Raw genomic sequence first — 16,076 nt, forward strand, 5'->3', positions numbered from 1 at the left:
GGGGACCATGAGGATTTGTGTGGCGGTGCCGTCCCTGGGGTAAAATCGGTATAGGGTGGGCGGTGATTTTCACCGAGGCCAGCCATCTTGAAACCACCGCGTCGGTCGAGCCGGCGTTCCGAGGGTGCCCAGACGCCGGACACGACGCCGACGGTCCTGCAATTCCGCATCTGGCTGAAGGGACTGAGCCCGATGGTTTGGCGGCGGGTGCAGGTGCCGGCGACCATGACCTTGCGCGAGTTTCACGGCGTTCTTCAGGTCGCGATGGGCTGGGAAGGCATCCATCTCTACCAGTTTGTCGTGCACACGGTCCGCTATGGCTCATGGGAATTGACTGCGGAACCGCCGGACATCGGACTTGACGCATTGAAGCTGCGCACCGGAAGCCGGTTCCTGTACGAATACGATCTCAATGTTCCGTGGGAGCATGAGGTGCGGCTGGAACATCAGTGCGCCGCCAAGCCGCAAATCCATTATCCCTGCTGCATCGGCGGTGCCGGAACTTGCCCGCCGGAGGATAGCGACGGGCCTGAGGCCTGGATCCTGCAGGAAGATGAAGCGCTCGGACTTGGACTGGATGAGGACCTCGCCAGTGCGCTGGAGTTCTTCGCGGACATCAGCGAGACCAGATCCTTCGCGATCCTCGATGATCCCGACCGGGCTGAGGAATTCCGGGAACTGCTTCTCCGCATCGACAGGCGCAACGCTCTTTTGGGCAGGACGTTCGAGCGGCAGACGGTGAACAAGCGCCTGCGGCAGGAGGAGCATCTCACCCTCATGCATCAGCAGATATGACTTCACCGTTTGAACCGCGATTGTTCGCCAGCAGATTGGCGGCGAGAAGGGCAACGTCGTCACCACGCTCATGCCGGATGCCGGAGAGCAACGACCGTGCCGCTGGCGCGGTGACCTGATCGAACTTTCGGCGCAGGGTCGCGGCGGTCGTTTCCGCATAGTGCCGTGTCGTGGTGATGTTTTCGTGGCCGAGGAAGCGCTGGACGTCGGTGATGTCCATGCCGAGCGCCAACAGCTTTGTCGCCATCGTGTGCCGCAAAAGATGCGGATAGACCCGCTTTGTGATCCCGGCCTTGCGAGCGACTTGCCGGACGATCTGACCGATGCGCTGGCGGCTGTAGGTATAGGGCAGCGATCCTTTGCCCCGTTCCCGGCTCTGGAACAGGGGGCCGGCACGCCTTGTGCCGATATGAAGCCGCAGCATCTGTGTCAGTTCCCGCCGGATGGGGACTTCCCGGTGCTTCGATCCCTTTCCGCGCACGACGACGATCACGCGCTCTGCCAGGCTGACATCCTCGATGCGCAGGCGGGTGAATTCGGAAACGCGCAAGCCGGTTTCCAAAAGGGTCTGAAGCAGCAGGCCCGTCGCGCCGCTCGCCTCGTAGGCCTGGTCAATGAAAGCCAGTTCTTCCTCGATCGTGAGCCGGTTGATTGACGTTCTCTTTTCCGGCGGCGCGGAAAGACCGGCCTGCGCGCGGGCCCGTTTGATCACCGCTTTGCTCTGCAGGTAGTCGATCCCTTCCCGGATCAGGATTGTGGCGACGGCGTTGGCGGCACGCTCGATCGAGGTCATGATGGTTTACCAGATGATTTTCGGATTGCTAACTGGTGAGAGATATCACCGTTGCCGGCGAAAGCGGAGGGCAGAAATACGCGGATCGGACGCGATGAGCTTTCCACTTCGCCCGTTCTGGAAAACCCGGCAAGGAGATGCAGCATGCAGGTTCGGATCGTCATGGAACTCATCGGTGACGACGGCGAGGAGATCGGTCGGGAGATCATCGCCGACATGACAAAGATCACAACGGGTGCGGAGGATCTCGGCCTATCGCTCGCCGAGGGCAAAGCCCTGCTTGCCGGGCTTCAGCAGAAGATGGTGGAGACGCAGGTGAACCTATGGCTAGCGGAAAACCGTGAGACGGACGGCCGCCGGTTGCGGCACAAGGGATACTATCCCGTCACCTTCCACACTCTGTTCGGCGATGTCCGGCTCAGGAGTCCGCGATACGCGCTGCCGGAAAGTGAAGGACGCAATGGGCCGGGCACGGTGTCGCCGTTGCGGCAACTGATCCCCGATCACATTGCACCCGAGCGGCTGTATCTCGAGACGCGCTGGGCTTCGCTCGTGCCATATGCCGCTGCAGCCGAGTTGTTGGCCGATGTGTTGCCGATCGACTGCGGGATCAACGCCACGACGGTGCGGCAGCATGCGCTGAAAACGGCTGCCCGAATTGAGCGGGAGCTGACGGAAGAGCGCGTCTCTTTCATGCAGGATTCGTGTCCGCAAGACTGGACGAACCTGCCCATTCCCGACGGCCGCATTGTCATTGGCCTTGATGGTGGCTACATCCGGGATCGTGACGACCGGAAGAAGAATTTCGAGCTGATCGTCGGCCGCTCCCTGCCCGAGGACGGTGAGCCGCGCTATATCGGCTTCGTTCATGGTTACGACCGCAAGCCGCAGCGCCGAATCCTCGACCATCTTAAAAAGCAGGGCGTGCAGGCCAATCAGGATATTACCTTCATCACCGACGGCGGCGAGGAAGTTCGCTCGCTCGCCGAAATGATCGCCCCGGCCAGCGAGCATGTCCTGGATTGGTTCCACATCACCATGCGCATCACTGTGCTTCGCCAGTTCGCCCAAGGCCTTCGCCATCATGACAAGGAAGCCGGCAACGGCCTGCTGGACATGCTGACCCGGATCAAATGGTATCTGTGGCATGGCAACACCTACCGGGCGCGTGAGGAGATCGATTGGCTGCTCGACGATGCCGAAGCCACGGAAACCGACTACCCGAACATGAAAAAGTTTCTGACAGTGATTGGCGAATTCCGATTCTATATCGGATCAAACCACGCCAGCCTGATCAACTATGGCGAACGCTACCGGTCCGGAGAGCGGATATCATCCGCTTTCGTCGAGGCGACCGTCAACGCCGTTGTCAGCAAGCGTTTCGCCAAGAAGCAGCAGATGCAATGGAGCCGGACAGGCGCGCATCTTCTGCTGCAAACGCGAACGCAGACCCTCGACGGCTCGCTACGGTCGACCTTCGAGAAGTGGTATCCTGGCATGGCAAACGATAATCACCGAAATTCCGACAACCAGTCCGCAGCGTAGCTGCCACACAAATCCTCATGGTCCCCATAAACCCCTGGGATACCCGGCGCTTTGCGCCGCTGCCCATAAGGTAAGGGTGTTCACGCCACGGTAGGGTTTGCCGGACGAAATGTTTGTAGGCCGTGACGTCGCCGTTCCATTATGGTGCCACGGCATAACGAACTCACCTGCGCCGGCTTCAATAACCTCGCCGATCGCCGCGATCGTCGGACACGACGAGTTCGACGACGTTGAGGCCGCACGCTCAGCGAGACGAGGAAGGCATGTGCTAACGCCGTGCCAACAGATCGCGGATTTCAGTGAGCAACGCCACATCTGCCGGCGGCGGAGCCGCAGGCGCAGTAGGCTTTTCCTTTTCTAGCCGCTTGCGCAGATTGTTCACCGCCTTGACCATCAGGAAGATGATGAATGCGAGGATGATAAAATTCAGCGCCGCGGTGATGAAGCTGCCATAGGCAAAGACAGCGCCCTGCTTCTTGGCGTCGGCCAGCGACACGGCGGTGACAGCCTTGGAAAGTCCAAAGAAATAATTGTTGAAGTCCAGTCCGCCGAAGATGGCGCCGACAATCGGCATGATGATGTCGTTGACCAGCGAGTCGACGATCTTGCCGAAGGCCGCGCCGATGATGACGCCGACGGCCAAGTCCATCACATTGCCCTTGGAAATAAATTCCTGAAACTCCTTGAGCATTCTCATCCCTCCGTGTTCGCGACGCTGGTCTAGCCAAATCACTGCGTGCACGGCGAGATTGAACTGAGATTGCTTCCACGTCTACTGGTCTTCGCTAGAGCCGGAAGCCGTATGTCACTAGACGGAAGGCTAGGAGGTTCGTAACCTCGATCATCCGAGCTCATTAAGTGCGACACGCATCGGGAAGAAACCGAGCTCGGCAATGGAGAGGACAGTTCAGATGAGCAGGCGAGACGACTTGATTGCGAAATACGCTGCCGACCTCAAAGGCAAGTGCGGCGTGACGCCCGATTTGGACCTTCTAACCAAGGTGACGATCGCTTGCGGCCCGTCGATCTACCAGGATGACGCTTCCATCGTTGCCGCCTCCGACAAGGCCGAACTCGAAACGATCAAGAAGCGCTTCCTGATCGGCAAGCTCGGCCTGAAAGAAGGGCCGGAACTCGACAAGGGGCTTTCCGATGTGATCGACCAGTACGGACGGTCCAACCGCAACAAATATCGCGCTGTCGTCTATTACCTGCTCGCCATCCGCTTCAAACGCGAGAAGGTATACACTTGATGACATCTCGGCGAACAATTGCGCCCTGCTGTCACCACGCGCCGAGGTTCCCATCCTGTCGTGGTAATCAGCCAAGTTGACCGGCTCCTTGACAGCCGCCTCTGCTAGGCCTTGCGAGAACGAAGACAGGAGCAGCGCCAAGACTTCGCCGGCATTCAGCAGGCCGATGCATACAGCGGTTAGCGATCCATCGCGTGCCTGTGGAGTGATGACGCATCATTCTTGGCTGCGGGAAAGCCCCCTGCCGATCTGTTTATCCCGCAGCCGTGCAGAAACCTCCTTCACCGAATATCTTTTCGATGCGGCCCCGTACGCGATGGATCGGTTTGTTCCAAGCATGGAGACGAGCCAGCGTTTCGGCCTCGTCACGGCCCCACATGCCGGTGGCGACGATGCGCGGGGTACCGCCCTTGGCGCGGACGGCATCGCCGAAATGGTCTCGCCGATACGCGCTGTCGGCGAAGACTTCGCCCGGATTGTCGGGCAGCGCTGTAGGGCCGGCCTTGCCGTCGTTGATGTTGGCGGGCGTGACGGCGACTTCTTCAACCAGCGCCCTGTCGGCATCCGCTCCCACATGCCGCTTCAAGGACTGGCGACGCATCGCAACTCGCTTCGACCGAAACATCAAAAACTTCATGAGCGCCATCAGCCTTGCCGCCGCCGTCATCTGGTGGCTGTAACGAGTCCGGACCCTGGATAGCCTGTTAACGTGAGATAGTCGTTTGACCGTCTGAGGGATCGGTGCGATCGGCGGTTCCACACTGCAATCTTATGCGACTTGGGTGCCGGTCGTTTTGAGGATATCCGCGGAACTAGCTGCTTCGGAACGTCTTGGCTGTGCAAGTGGCAGGCCTAGCTCTGCACCTTCCTAACACTTAGCGCGGCCGCTATCCAGAAGCCCACGCACAAAACGCATGCACCCGCTCCGATCACGATTAATACGGCATCGTAGCCGCCCGTCGCCGACCATATCCAGGCGGCGGCCAGGGGCGAAATCGCCAACATTATGTTCATCGGGGCAACCAGCGCGCCATTGATCGCCCCATAAGCGTCCCGGCTGATCATCTCAGGTACCATGAGGCCACGGACGATGGTGATCATGCCGTTGGCCCCGCCGTAAAAGGCGGCGATCACCGCGATGATCGCCACGTTCGGCGGGGCCAATGCGAAGCCAAGAACGGCGAGCGGGAAAGCGATGACGATCATGGAACCAACCCTACGGATCGGAGCGTTAGCTGCGAACATCATGATCAGGATTCGTCCTGCCACCTGAGCGGGTCCGATCACCGCCAGGACGGTGACTACACCTGCGGTGTTCAGTCCGCGTTCAAGCAGCAGCGGGTATAAATGAAAAGTCAGCGCGGCGAAGGCTGCTTCATAGCCGACAAGTGCGACCATGAGTGCCCAGAACACAGGGCGACGCATCGCCCAAGCGACAGCCTTGCGGCCCGCCAGCGGCGGCGCTTCGTGTGGCTGGCGCACCGGAATCACGTAGTCCTTGGCGGGATCAATCGCGAAGAAATAGAGGCCGCCGCAAACGACGATGTTAATCGCGCCGAGAACCATGAGCGCATCGCGCCATCCAATCCCGTCTATGAGGAATTGGATCAACGGGATGAAGACGGTGCTGGCAAATCCACCCCACAACGTCAGGGTCGTGATGCCGCGACGTGCGTTTCCCGAGCCGACGCGTCGGGCGATCACCGCGAAGGCGGGTTCGTAAAAGGTTGCGGCCTGCAGGCAGCCGATGGCGGCGAAAATGGCGTAGAAAACGAAGACGTTCGACACCTGCGACCAGGCGAAGAGCAGAAGGCCGGCTCCCACCGAGGCAAGGCTCATGACGATACGGCCTTGGCCACGGTCGATGGCAGCACCGACCGGATAGGCGGCGATGCCCGCGAGCGTCAGGCCAAGCGTCGCCGCACCATAAATCGCGGTCTTCGACCAACCGAGCTCAAGGCGCATCGCTTCGGCCATCAGCGCGAAGGAATAATAGAGCGTGCCCCACGAACAGATCTGGGCGATGCCGAGAGCGGTAATCAGCCGCCCTGCCCCGGCGTTGCGCTTCCGCGCCTCGTCGTCAATTGACGCCGATGTCATGCGGCGCTCTGGCAACAGCCGGCTGCGGCCGCCGGCGGTCGACCGCCTCGACGGACGCGCACCCACACCCTGACCTGCCTTCCGCCTTCGCATCGGCATCTTTGACGCAGCAGGCATCGACCTCGTCGGGAGCCGGTCCGCCACAGCAGGCGGCAGCTTCAGGCCCTATAAGGGGAGCACCACTGCACACTCCGGTCTCGGGAAGAACCAGCCGCACCTCGCGCGCGATGTCGTGGTCTCCGGCAATATCAGCGACGACCGAACGGACCTGCTCGTAGCCGGTGACCATCAGGAATGTCGGAGCACGGCCATAGGACTTCGAGCCGACAATCGTAAAGCCGGGTTCGGGATGGGTAAGTTCGTCAATGCCGTGCGGCGGTACCGTCCCGCAGGAATGAAAGTTTGGATCGATCAAGGATGCCAATGCGGGTGGCGCTTCAACCACAGGGTCGAGCGCGATGCGAAGCTCGCCGAGGAACGAAAGGTCGGGCCGAAACCCCGTCGCCACCACGATCCTGTCAACCAGAAGGCTGAAGGGCTTCTCCGCAAGCGTCGCTTCGACCAGAAGGCCGTTGCCCTCGGTTTCGATACGGTCGACAGAGAAGGCCGTAAGCATGTTCAATCGCCCGTCCTCCATCGCCTTCTTGGCGGCAAGGCCGAACGCACCGCGTTCGGGCAGTTGGTCGTTGAGACCGCCGCCGAGAAGCTTTTCGACGCTGCTATGCCGCAATGCCCAGAAGATTTTCGTGCCAGGGGCCTCATCCTGCAGTTCCATAAGAGCGAGCGCCACGTTGATCGCAGAATGGCCGCCACCGATGACGAGCACGCGTTTCGCGGCGTAGTCACCCCGCGCGCGGCCGACCACGTCGGGAATGCCGTAGGCAATGCGGGTCGCCGCTTCGCGTTCGCCAGGCACAGCCAACCCGTCGATACCGATCGGGTTTGGCCGAGACCATGTCCCGGAAGCATCGATCACCGCTTTTGCCAAAACACGGTGTTCGCCTTCGGCATCCTCGTAACGGATGACGAAGGGTGACTCCTTGCGGCCTTCGTTCGAGACCTTGTCGCGTCCCTGCCGCGTGACGGCAGTGATCGTCGCCCCGAGCTTCAGGTTCGGCGCAATCTCCGGCAGGGCCGCGAACGGCTCCAGATAATCCCGCACAATCTCCCCACCCGTGGGCAGGCCACCCCCGTTCGGCGCGATCCAGCCGGAACTCTCGAGCAGAGCGCGCGCCACGGCATCGATATTGTAAACCCACGGGGAAAAGACACGGACATGACCCCACTCCAGAAGTGCCGCACCAACGCGCGCGCCCTGCTCGAAGATGACGGGGCGAATGCCGCGTTCCACGAGATGCGCGGCGGCGGCCAAGCCGATGGGACCTGCGCCGATCACTGCTACGGGAAGGTTTGCCGTCATGTCCATGGCTTCGATCCTTCTGGTATCTTCGAATTAATCAAGCAAAAAAGGGGCGGTCATGCGATCTCTTCCTTCACCGCCGGAGCGCATTTGGCGTCGGCACAGCATTCGTCCGCGAGATAGCCGATCAGCGCGCTCATGCCGGGATAATTGGCACGGCAGATCAGGGTGGTCGCCTGGCGCTCCTGCGTTACCAGCCCGGTATCGACGAGCCGCTTGAGGTGATGCGATAGCGTAGAGGCTGGAACGTCCAGCTTCTCCTGAACGCTGCCAACAGGAAGACCGTCGTCGCCTGCACGGACGAGGACGCGATAGAGCTGGAGCCGCGTCGGGTTGCCGAGCGCTTCAAGTTGGGAGGCTGCTTTTTCGAGTTTCATGGAAGTAGAAATAATCGCCGCCGCCCGCACTGTCAAGGTAATTTCGACAATAATCGAAATAGGGATAGAATCTTGGAACTGTCTCCAATCCCATGCGGCTTGGAGACTTGTTCTTAAATCGACCGCTGGTTCACCCGCTTGGCGACTTGCTCCGCGCTTTCGACACGTTCGGAATATCGGTCAATCAGATAGTCCGAGCGATCCCGAAGAAGCAGCGTGAATTTCATCAGTTCCTCCATCACGTCAACGATCCGGTTGTAATAGGAAGACGGTTTCATGCGTCCGGCTTCGTCGAACTCGGCGAAGGCCTTGGCCACCGACGACTGGTTGGGAATCGTGAACATCCGCATCCAGCGTCCGAGAATCCGAAGCTGGTTGACGGCATTGAAGCTTTGCGAGCCTCCCGACACCTGCATGACGGCGAGTGTTCGCCCTTGCGTCGGGCGAACCCCGCCCATCGACAGCGGCAGCCAGTCGATCTGCGCCTTCATCACCCCCGTCATGGAGCCGTGCCGTTCCGGCGAACACCAGACCTGGGCTTCCGACCAGATCGAGAGTTCCCGCAGTTCCTGCACCTTGGGATGATCGGCCGACGTCGAATCGGGAAGCGGCAGGCCCGAAGGATTGAAGATGCGGACCTCGGCACCGAGCCGACGCAGGATGCGCGCGGCTTCCTCCGTGGCGAGGCGGGAATAGGACCGTTCGCGCAGCGAACCGTACAGCATCAGTACCCGTGGCCTGTGGATGGCGCGCGGCCCGTCGAACAGCACCTTTCCGTCGATCGGCCGGAACTGGTCTTCGTCGATGCTCGGCAACGGATCATCGGGAAAATCGTGAAAATCGTGAATATCAGGCAATGCGCTTGCCTTCCGCGTCGATGACGACTTCACCGTCTTCCTTCGTGAACGGGCCGATGTCCGAATTAGGCAGCATGTCGAGAACAGCTTCCGATGGCCGCGCTAAAACAACGCCGAGCGGCGTGACGACGATCGGGCGGTTGATCAGGATAGGATGCTTGAGCATGAAGCCGATCAGTTCATCGTCGGTCCACTTCGGATCGGCAAGGCCGAGTTCGCCATAGGGCGTTCCCTTCTCGCGCAGCAGGCCGCGCGGGGACAGACCCATGGCCGCGATGAGTTCCATCAATCTTTCCCGGGAAGGCGGGTTCTTCAGGTACTCGATCACCTCGGGTTCTTCGCCCGACTGCCGGATCATGGCCAGCGTGTTGCGGGAAGTTCCGCACTGGGGGTTATGGTAGAGGGTGACTGTCATTCGGCTGCCTTTTCTGTCGACATCGTATTTTTGACGGCGGTGCCCTGCTCGTACCAACCCCTGCTGCGGTTCACGATCCATACGACCGAGAGCATGACAGGCACCTCGATGAGAACACCGACGACGGTGGCGAGTGCGGCACCTGAATTCAGCCCGAACAGCGCGATTGCCGCTGCGACGGCGAGTTCGAAGAAATTCGACGCGCCGATCAGGGCGGAAGGTCCAGCCACGCAGTGCCGCTCGCCCGACACCCGGTTGAGCAGATAGGCAAGTCCAGAGTTGAAATAGACCTGGATAAGGATCGGCACCGCCAGCAGCGCAATAACCAGCGGTTGGGCGATGATCTGTTCACCCTGGAACCCGAACAGCAAGACCAGCGTCGCCAACAGGGCGAAGAGCGACAACGGCTGCATCCTGGCGAGAAGCGCATCGAGTGCAGCTTGCCCTCTTGTAGCCAACAGTGCTTCGAACGAGCTGGGCAACGATCACGGGAAGGACGATGTAGAGCGCGACCGACAGCACGAGCGTGCCCCACGGTACGGTGATCGCCGACAGCCCCAACAGCAGGCCGACGATGGGAGCAAACGCTACGATCATGATCGCATCGTTCAACGCCACCTGCGAGAGCGTGAAGTTCGGTTCGCCGCGCATCAGGTTCGACCAGACGAACACCATCGCCGTGCAGGGGGCGGCAGCAAGGATGATCAGGCCTGCGATATAGGAGTCGACCTGCGCCTCGGGGAGCCACGGGCGGAACAACCAGCCGATGAAGAGCCAGCCCAGAAGTGCCATCGAGAACGGCTTCACCGCCCAGTTGATGAACAACGTCACGCCGATGCCACGCCAATAGGTGCCGATCTTGGCGAGCGAACCGAAATCGACCCGCAGCAGCATCGGAACGATCATCAGCCAGATCAGTACAGCGACGGGAATGTTGACCCTGGCAATCTCCGCCGCCGCTATCGTTCCGAACACGCCGGGCAGCATGTGGCCAAGCACGATGCCTGCGACGATGCACAATGCCACCCAGACGGTAAGGTATTTTTCGACAAAGCCGATGCCGGCCGGCCGGGGATCGGCGGTGGCCATCGCATGGTCTGTCATGGTCGTCTTTCGTCTGCGTTCAACCGGCTTCCCGCAGGCTGCCGCCGATCTCGTCCAGGTGCCGCTGCAGCGACAGTCGGTTGAGCGTCGCCATGGGCAGGCTTGTGAAGAGCGCAATACGGCTGTTGAGCATCCGGTAGGCTTCGGCGAAGGCCAGGTGTTTCTCGGCGTCGGTCCCGCCGGCCGCAGCCGGGTCCGGGATACCCCAATGCGCCGTCATCGGCTGGCCCGGCCAAACCGGGCAGGGTTCGTTGGCCGCACTGTCGCAGACCGTGAAGACGAAATGCATTTCCGGCGCGCCGGGGGCGGCAAATTCCTCCCAGCTCTTCGAGCGCGCGAAGGCGGTGTCGTAGTTCAGCCCCTGCAGGAGCTGGAGTGCATAGGGATGCACCGCGCCCTTGGGCTGCGACCCGGCGGAGAAGGCCTTGAAACGGCCCTCGCCGACCTGGTTGAGGATCGCCTCGGCGAGGATCGAGCGTGCCGAGTTTCCCGTGCACAGGAACAGCGCATTGAATGGTTGGTCGCTCATTTGCCAATCCTTCCTAACAGTCGCAGGTGACAGCGTTGATGACGGGGCGGCATAGTTCCGGCGCGCCGTTGCAGCAGTCTTCCATCAGGTAGGCCAGCAGGTCACGGAACCCGGTCATGTCAGCGACGTAGCGGATCGTGCGCCCTTCGCGCGCCGCGCGCACCAGCCCGGCATGATCCAGAATCTTCAGATGGGCCGAAATCGTGTTCTGGACGGCACCCAGACGCGCGGCGATCTCCCCGGCCGGGATGCCCTCGCCGCCTGCCTTGACCAGCAGGCGGAAGATTTCCAGCCGGGTGTCCTGACCGAGCGCGGCAAGCGCCGCCAATGCCGACTTCATATCCATATATCATCATCCTTGGATATTACGATATAAGTACTCGATCGCGGCAAATGTGTAAACCCACTTGGGAAACGGACGGGATCGGCCGCAGGTCTTCCGCGAGCTGCAGCGCAACGTCTTTGATATCCTGAATGCCGGAACTGATCGGCTATTATGGATACGCGGTGCGCGGTTTGAAGGCTATGCGTCCTGGCCGAGCGTTCAGTCGCGCTCCAAGCGCAGGAGCCGCATCGCGTTGGCGGTCACCAGTACCGTCGCTCCGGTGTCGGCGAGGATGGCTGGCCAGAGGCCGGTCATGCCGATCACGGTGGTGACCAGAAACACCGCCTTGAGGCCGAGGGCGACCGCGATGTTCTGCCTGATGTTGGCCATCACCGCGCGCGACAGCCGGACCATGCGTGATACATCCTCGACGCGCCCATGAAGGATTGCCGCATCCGCCGTCTCCAGCGCCACGTCCGTGCCTCCGCCCATGGCGACGCCGATGTCGGCCGCCGCGAGCGCCGGAGCGTCGTTGATCCCGTCGCCCACCTTGGCGACCTTGAGACCGGCCGTCTGCATCTCAGCGACGATGCGCTGCTTGTCCTGCGGCAGGAGTTCGGCCCGCGCCTCGATGCCGAGCCCCGCGGCGATGGCCTCGGCCGTTTTCCGGTTGTCCCCGGTAAGCATTAAAGTCTGGATGCCAAGGTCCTTGAGTGCCGCCAGCCCAGCCTTCGCGTCGTCGCGGGGCTCATCCCGCATGGCGATCAGTCCCGCAACAGCCGCTCCAGCCAGCAGCACGGAGACCGTCTTCCCCTGGCTGTTCAGGTCCTCGATCCGGGAGAGCTGTTCCGGAGAAATGGATGCGCGCTCGGCGGCCGCTTTGGCGGAGGCCAGGAACAGCGCGACGCCCCCGACGTTGCCTTCCACGCCCTTGCCCGAAACGGCCCTCGCGCCGAATGCCGGCGGGATCGGCGCCTTATCCGCCTTCGCCCTGTCGAGGATAGCTATGGCGAGCGGATGCCTCGATCCCTGTTCGAGGGCGGCAGCCATGGACAGGACCTCGCGCTCGGTCCGCCCATAGGCGATCACGTCCGTGACGACGGGTCTGCCTTCGGTCAGGGTACCCGTCTTATCGAAGGCGACGGCCGTAATCCTGCCGAAGCCCTCGAGAACGGCTCCACCCTTCATCAGCATGCCGCGGCGCGCGCCGGCCGACAGGCCGGCAGCCACGGCAGCCGGAGTGGAAATCACCAGTGCACAAGGGCAGCCGATCAGCAGGATGGCCAGCCCCTTGTAAATCCATTCGCTCCACCCTGCACCGAACAGCAGAGGCGGCATGGTTGCGACAAGGGTTCCAACGACGAGGACGCCGGGCGTGTAGTAGCGGGAAAATCGGTCGATAAAACGCTCGGTCGGAGCCTTGCTCTCCTGAGCTTCCTCCACCAGCCGCACGACGCGGGCGATCGTGTTGTCCTCGGCCCTCGCCGTCACCCGTACCTTCAGCACGCCATCGGTGCTGATCGTGCCCGCGAAGACATCGTCGTTCTTCCCTTTACGTTTCGGCGTGCTCTCCCCCGTGACGGGTGACTCGTCGATCTCCCCGGACCCCTCAACAATCTCCCCGTCCGCCGGGATGCGGTCTCCGGGCCGCACGACGATCAGGTCGCCGACGGCCAGCGATGCGGCAGGCACCTCCGCGGTGCTTCCATCCTTTTCCACGAACGCGGTCTTCGGTACGAGATCGGCAAGGCCCTGGATGCTCGCACGCGCGCGCCCGGCGGCCACTCCTTCGAGCAGTTCGCCGATCAGGAAGAGCAGCACGACGGTAGCGGCTTCCTCCGTCGCGCCAATCAGGACGGCGCCGACGGCCGCGATCGTCATGAGGGTCTCGATGGAGAAGGGCGTCCCCGCCAGGGCAGCCATGGCCGCGCGGCGGGCGATCGGCACGAGCCCGACGAGCAGGGCCGCCACGAAAGCCCAGTGCTCGGCTGCGGGAACCAGTTTTCCGATCGCGTAGGCCGCGGCGAGCGCCACGCCCGAGGCGATGGTCAGCAGGGCTCGCCTCGACCGCCACCACGGTCCGTCAGTTTCCTTACCGCCGTGAGGGTGCAAGGATTCGCCGCTGTGTCCTTGTTCCGGTCGCGCGTCGCCGTCGTCCTCGACAGGCCTTACCCCGTAACCCAGCCTTGAGATCTGCCTGACGATCGCTTCCTTGGGGACCGCGCCGCTATGCGTCACGGTCAGGCTGCCGCTGGCGACGGAGACCGATACGTCCGCCACGCCCTTGATCCGCCTGACGGCGGTGTCGATGTTGGCTGCGCAGGATGCGCAATCCATGCCGCTGACGCGATACCGTGTCTGAGCGGTGAGCGCTGCCGGATTGTCCCGGGATACGGAAGGAGCGGAAACCATAATTCACCTGTTGCCATTGCCTGCACGGCAACCTAATTGCTCTAGCGACTAGAGGTTCAAGAGGAAAAATCGCGATGTACTCGATCGGCGAGCTGTCACGGCGCACGGGAGTGAAGGTACCCACCATCCGCTACTACGAACAGATGCGGCTGATGGAGGCGCCGGAGCGTTCCGACGGCAACCAAAGGCGCTACGGCAAGTCGGAACTCGAACGGCTGGCCTTCATCCGGCATGCCCGCGATCTCGGCCTGGCGATCGATTCGATCCGGGAACTGATCGAGCTCAGCGGCCATCCCGACATGCCGTGCGCCGACGCGGACCGGATCGCCAAGGAACAGCTCGCTTCCGTCAGGGGTCGCATCGCCCGCCTACGGAAGCTGGAAAGGGAGCTGGAGCGGATCGCCACCTGCTGCATAGGCGAGACGGTCGGAGACTGCTACGTCATCCGTGCGCTGTCGGACCACACGCTGTGCCGAGACGAACATTGATTCAGCGCTTGCGACGGCGCCGGCGACGGGAGGCCCGGCAGAAGCAGCCGCGCCCCGCGATGATGAAGCGGTAGGCTTCGTCCGCGCCGCCGCCTTCCAGACCTCCGCAAAGGCATTCCAGTGCACACAGAAGATGTTCCGCGACGTCGGACCGACCGCTTTCCATGGCGGACTTGAACGCTTCAACGATCGCGCAGTCGAGAGGTCTTTCGGCGAGCATTTTCCGCCTCCCTGTTATTGAATCTGCGCCTTCCATCAACTGGAAGGTCAAGCGAAAAACGGCGGCGGGGCAGCTATCGCTGGACCTCCTGCGTTCGGCGCGCGTAGACCCGGTTCAATTCGTCATGCCGCCTCTGCACGTCCGTTGGCCACCTCGACTTGATGAAGGACAGGACAGCTATGATGTCGTCGTCGCTCAGGACTCCGTCGTACGCAGGCATCCTCGTCTTGTAGTCCTTGAGATTGGCCGCCTTGACCACGCCAAGCTTGGTGATGTTGAACAACAACTGGTCGGGATGGTGCCAGGTGTGGCCGCTTGCGTCGTGTGGCGGAGCCGGCATGAAACCGTCCTCGTCCCGGGTCTGCCAGTCGGGTTGCCCTTCCAGGTTATTACCGTGGCAGGAGGCGCAGTTTCGGGCATAGACGGCTTCGCCCCTGGCGACCACCGTTCCGTTGTGCGGCTCGAGTAGTCCGGCTGAATTCCGGTTAAGGAACGCGAAGCCGCCATAGATGGCAACGGCTGCCGCGAGCGCCACCAAGGCGGGAACCAGGAATTTCTTCATAGCGACACACCACCTCGAATGCCCAACGGGCAAACGAGCGGCCTCACCGGAAGAACAGATACTTCACCAGCGCCGCGATCAGCAAAATCACGAGGACCAGGAGGAGGAGGCCGACAAGCCCCATTCCCCACATTCCGCCGGGCATCATCTGGTCCATCATGGCTGTGCTCCTCGGGTATGATCAAAACAGGTCCCACCATTTCTTTCTGTCAACGTGCGCGTGCGGCGGCAGTTCTCCCGCCTTACCCCGAGCGGCCACAGCCATTGGACAAGTTCCAGACGTCGACCACCTGCTTCCCGGAGAACCCGTGTTCGCTGATCAGGAACTTCGCCAGGCCGCCATACATCGTCCAGCGCCAGCACGGGCAGCAGCACGGCCCCTTCTCGTCCGATTTATCCATTGCGTATTGATAGGCACGCTGCCGATCAGCGGAGAGCGCCCGTTCATAGTAGGACATCGCCTTTTGCGCGACGCCCGCGGCGATATCGTAAGGATCAGGCGGGATTTCCACTATGGCGGCGTATTTGGTCAGCCCCTGCACCTGCTCGGCGTAGCGCTTGCGGTCCATTTCGGCGCAGCAGGAGCCTTGCAGCCGCGCTGTCACCGGCATCCATGCGATCGAATCCGCAAAGGCTGGCGTGCAGGCGCTGTTGCCATTCTTGCTCAGATAGTCGAAGCGCTCATCCAGGCTTTGCGGCTGAGCGGCTTCTGCCGGGATTCCTGTGGCGAACAGCAACGCAATGCACCCGGCCCCGACGGAAAAATCACGGCGGGAAACGGCTCCTCCCGGTATCAGCTCTTTTGCCATGTTGCACCTTCCGGTTCAGTCGAGGGAGATGATGTTCAGTGCGGCCATACCGATCAATCTCGGCAGTGGTCA

18 protein-coding genes and 3 pseudogenes are annotated in these 16,076 nt (G+C 61.8%); 5 read left to right on the top strand and 16 right to left on the bottom strand.

The annotated features are described in order from the left end of the window. The first annotated feature begins 87 nt into the window (after nt 1–87). Nucleotides 88–795: a plasmid pRiA4b ORF-3 family protein gene (locus BFN67_RS16545; RefSeq protein ID WP_245295193.1), complete on the top strand. Its 708-nt coding sequence runs from the start codon at nt 88–90 to the stop codon at nt 793–795. Here BFN67_RS16545 and BFN67_RS16550 read toward each other — a convergent pair. Next, entirely contained in the window at nt 776–1,588 is an 813-nt protein-coding gene (locus BFN67_RS16550; protein WP_080919176.1) for a tyrosine-type recombinase/integrase, read from the bottom strand. The genes BFN67_RS16545 and BFN67_RS16550 overlap by 20 nt on opposite strands. 144 nt (nt 1,589–1,732) lie before the next feature. Between BFN67_RS16550 and BFN67_RS16555 the strand changes: the two genes are divergently transcribed. Further along, nucleotides 1,733–3,133, top strand: a complete 1,401-nt coding sequence (locus tag BFN67_RS16555) for an ISKra4 family transposase (protein WP_080919177.1) — start codon at nt 1,733–1,735, stop codon at nt 3,131–3,133. A gap of 21 nt (nt 3,134–3,154) precedes the next feature. Here the strand turns inward: BFN67_RS16555 and BFN67_RS24905 are convergent. Both BFN67_RS24905 and mscL read right to left on the bottom strand, forming a co-directional pair. Beyond that, nucleotides 3,155–3,337: pseudogene (locus BFN67_RS24905) on the bottom strand (ArdC-like ssDNA-binding domain-containing protein); the annotation flags it as partial. Between the two features lie 64 nt (nt 3,338–3,401). Then, nucleotides 3,402–3,824: a large conductance mechanosensitive channel protein MscL gene (gene mscL, locus BFN67_RS16565; RefSeq protein WP_080920665.1), complete on the bottom strand. Its 423-nt coding sequence runs from the start codon at nt 3,822–3,824 to the stop codon at nt 3,402–3,404. Nucleotides 3,825–4,044: 220 nt separating this feature from the next. On the opposite strand from mscL, the gene BFN67_RS16570 reads away from it, so the two are divergent. After that, nucleotides 4,045–4,386, top strand: coding sequence for a DUF2853 family protein (locus BFN67_RS16570; RefSeq protein WP_080920666.1), 342 nt, complete (start codon nt 4,045–4,047; stop codon nt 4,384–4,386). Between the two features lie 253 nt (nt 4,387–4,639). Here BFN67_RS16570 and BFN67_RS16575 read toward each other — a convergent pair whose 3' ends face one another. Next, the gene (locus tag BFN67_RS16575) at nt 4,640–5,011 is read right to left on the bottom strand and encodes a transposase (RefSeq protein ID WP_342587454.1); all 372 of its coding nucleotides are present in this window, start codon (nt 5,009–5,011) and stop codon (nt 4,640–4,642) included. Between BFN67_RS16575 and BFN67_RS24910 the strand changes: the two are divergent. After that, nucleotides 4,965–5,066, top strand: a pseudogene (locus tag BFN67_RS24910) (IS5/IS1182 family transposase); the annotation flags it as partial. The gene BFN67_RS16575 and the pseudogene BFN67_RS24910 sit on opposite strands and share 47 nt — an antisense overlap. Nucleotides 5,067–5,238: 172 nt before the next feature. Here BFN67_RS24910 and BFN67_RS16580 read toward each other — a convergent pair. The 9 genes and pseudogenes from BFN67_RS16580 to BFN67_RS16620 all read right to left on the bottom strand — a co-directional run bounded on the left by BFN67_RS16580 (nt 5,239) and on the right by BFN67_RS16620 (nt 13,925). Continuing rightward, entirely contained in the window at nt 5,239–6,486 is a 1,248-nt protein-coding gene (locus BFN67_RS16580) for an MFS transporter (RefSeq protein ID WP_080920667.1), read from the bottom strand. Then, complete coding sequence (locus BFN67_RS16585; RefSeq protein ID WP_080920668.1) at nt 6,467–7,912, bottom strand: NAD(P)-binding domain-containing protein; 1,446 nt, start codon at nt 7,910–7,912, stop codon at nt 6,467–6,469. Before BFN67_RS16585 ends, BFN67_RS16580 begins: the two co-directional genes overlap by 20 nt. A 50-nt stretch (nt 7,913–7,962) precedes the next feature. Continuing rightward, on the bottom strand, nt 7,963–8,283 hold the full coding sequence (locus BFN67_RS16590; protein ID WP_080920669.1) for an ArsR/SmtB family transcription factor: 321 nt from the start codon (nt 8,281–8,283) through the stop codon (nt 7,963–7,965). A 113-nt stretch (nt 8,284–8,396) separates the two neighbouring features. Then, nucleotides 8,397–9,140, bottom strand: a complete 744-nt coding sequence (arsH, locus tag BFN67_RS16595; protein WP_280951336.1) for an arsenical resistance protein ArsH — start codon at nt 9,138–9,140, stop codon at nt 8,397–8,399. Next, nucleotides 9,133–9,555 (bottom strand): arsenate reductase (glutaredoxin), encoded by a 423-nt coding sequence (arsC, locus tag BFN67_RS16600; protein ID WP_080920670.1) that lies wholly within the window; start codon nt 9,553–9,555, stop codon nt 9,133–9,135. The genes arsH and arsC overlap by 8 nt, the downstream gene beginning before the upstream one ends. Continuing rightward, nucleotides 9,552–10,659, bottom strand: a pseudogene (arsB, locus tag BFN67_RS16605) (ACR3 family arsenite efflux transporter). Before arsB ends, arsC begins: the two are co-directional and overlap by 4 nt. A 19-nt stretch (nt 10,660–10,678) precedes the next feature. Further along, nucleotides 10,679–11,188 carry an arsenate reductase ArsC gene (locus tag BFN67_RS16610; protein WP_080920671.1) on the bottom strand — a complete coding sequence of 170 codons (510 nt, stop codon included), beginning with the start codon at nt 11,186–11,188 and terminating at the stop codon, nt 10,679–10,681. 13 nt (nt 11,189–11,201) lie between these two features. Next, nucleotides 11,202–11,534 (bottom strand): ArsR/SmtB family transcription factor, encoded by a 333-nt coding sequence (locus tag BFN67_RS16615; protein WP_080920672.1) that lies wholly within the window; start codon nt 11,532–11,534, stop codon nt 11,202–11,204. A gap of 198 nt (nt 11,535–11,732) precedes the next feature. Next, on the bottom strand, nt 11,733–13,925 hold the full coding sequence (locus BFN67_RS16620) for a heavy metal translocating P-type ATPase (RefSeq protein ID WP_204842209.1): 2,193 nt from the start codon (nt 13,923–13,925) through the stop codon (nt 11,733–11,735). Between the two features lie 74 nt (nt 13,926–13,999). Between BFN67_RS16620 and BFN67_RS16625 the strand changes: the two genes are divergently transcribed. After that, on the top strand, nt 14,000–14,413 hold the full coding sequence (locus tag BFN67_RS16625; protein ID WP_080920674.1) for a MerR family transcriptional regulator: 414 nt from the start codon (nt 14,000–14,002) through the stop codon (nt 14,411–14,413). Between the two features lies 1 nt (nt 14,414). On the opposite strand, the gene BFN67_RS16630 is transcribed toward BFN67_RS16625, so the two are convergent. The 3 genes from BFN67_RS16630 to BFN67_RS16640 form a co-directional block, all read right to left on the bottom strand. Continuing rightward, nucleotides 14,415–14,633, bottom strand: coding sequence for a hypothetical protein (locus BFN67_RS16630; protein ID WP_080920675.1), 219 nt, complete (start codon nt 14,631–14,633; stop codon nt 14,415–14,417). A 73-nt stretch (nt 14,634–14,706) separates the two neighbouring features. Further along, nucleotides 14,707–15,195 (bottom strand): c-type cytochrome, encoded by a 489-nt coding sequence (locus BFN67_RS16635; protein WP_080920676.1) that lies wholly within the window; start codon nt 15,193–15,195, stop codon nt 14,707–14,709. 242 nt (nt 15,196–15,437) lie between these two features. After that, nucleotides 15,438–16,004, bottom strand: a complete 567-nt coding sequence (locus BFN67_RS16640) for a hypothetical protein (protein WP_080920677.1) — start codon at nt 16,002–16,004, stop codon at nt 15,438–15,440. Nucleotides 16,005–16,076 lie beyond the last annotated feature (72 nt).

It is taken from the genome of Manganibacter manganicus (genome assembly GCF_002075885.1).
In the GTDB taxonomy this organism is placed as follows: Bacteria; Pseudomonadota; Alphaproteobacteria; order Rhizobiales; family Rhizobiaceae; genus Mesorhizobium; species Mesorhizobium manganicum.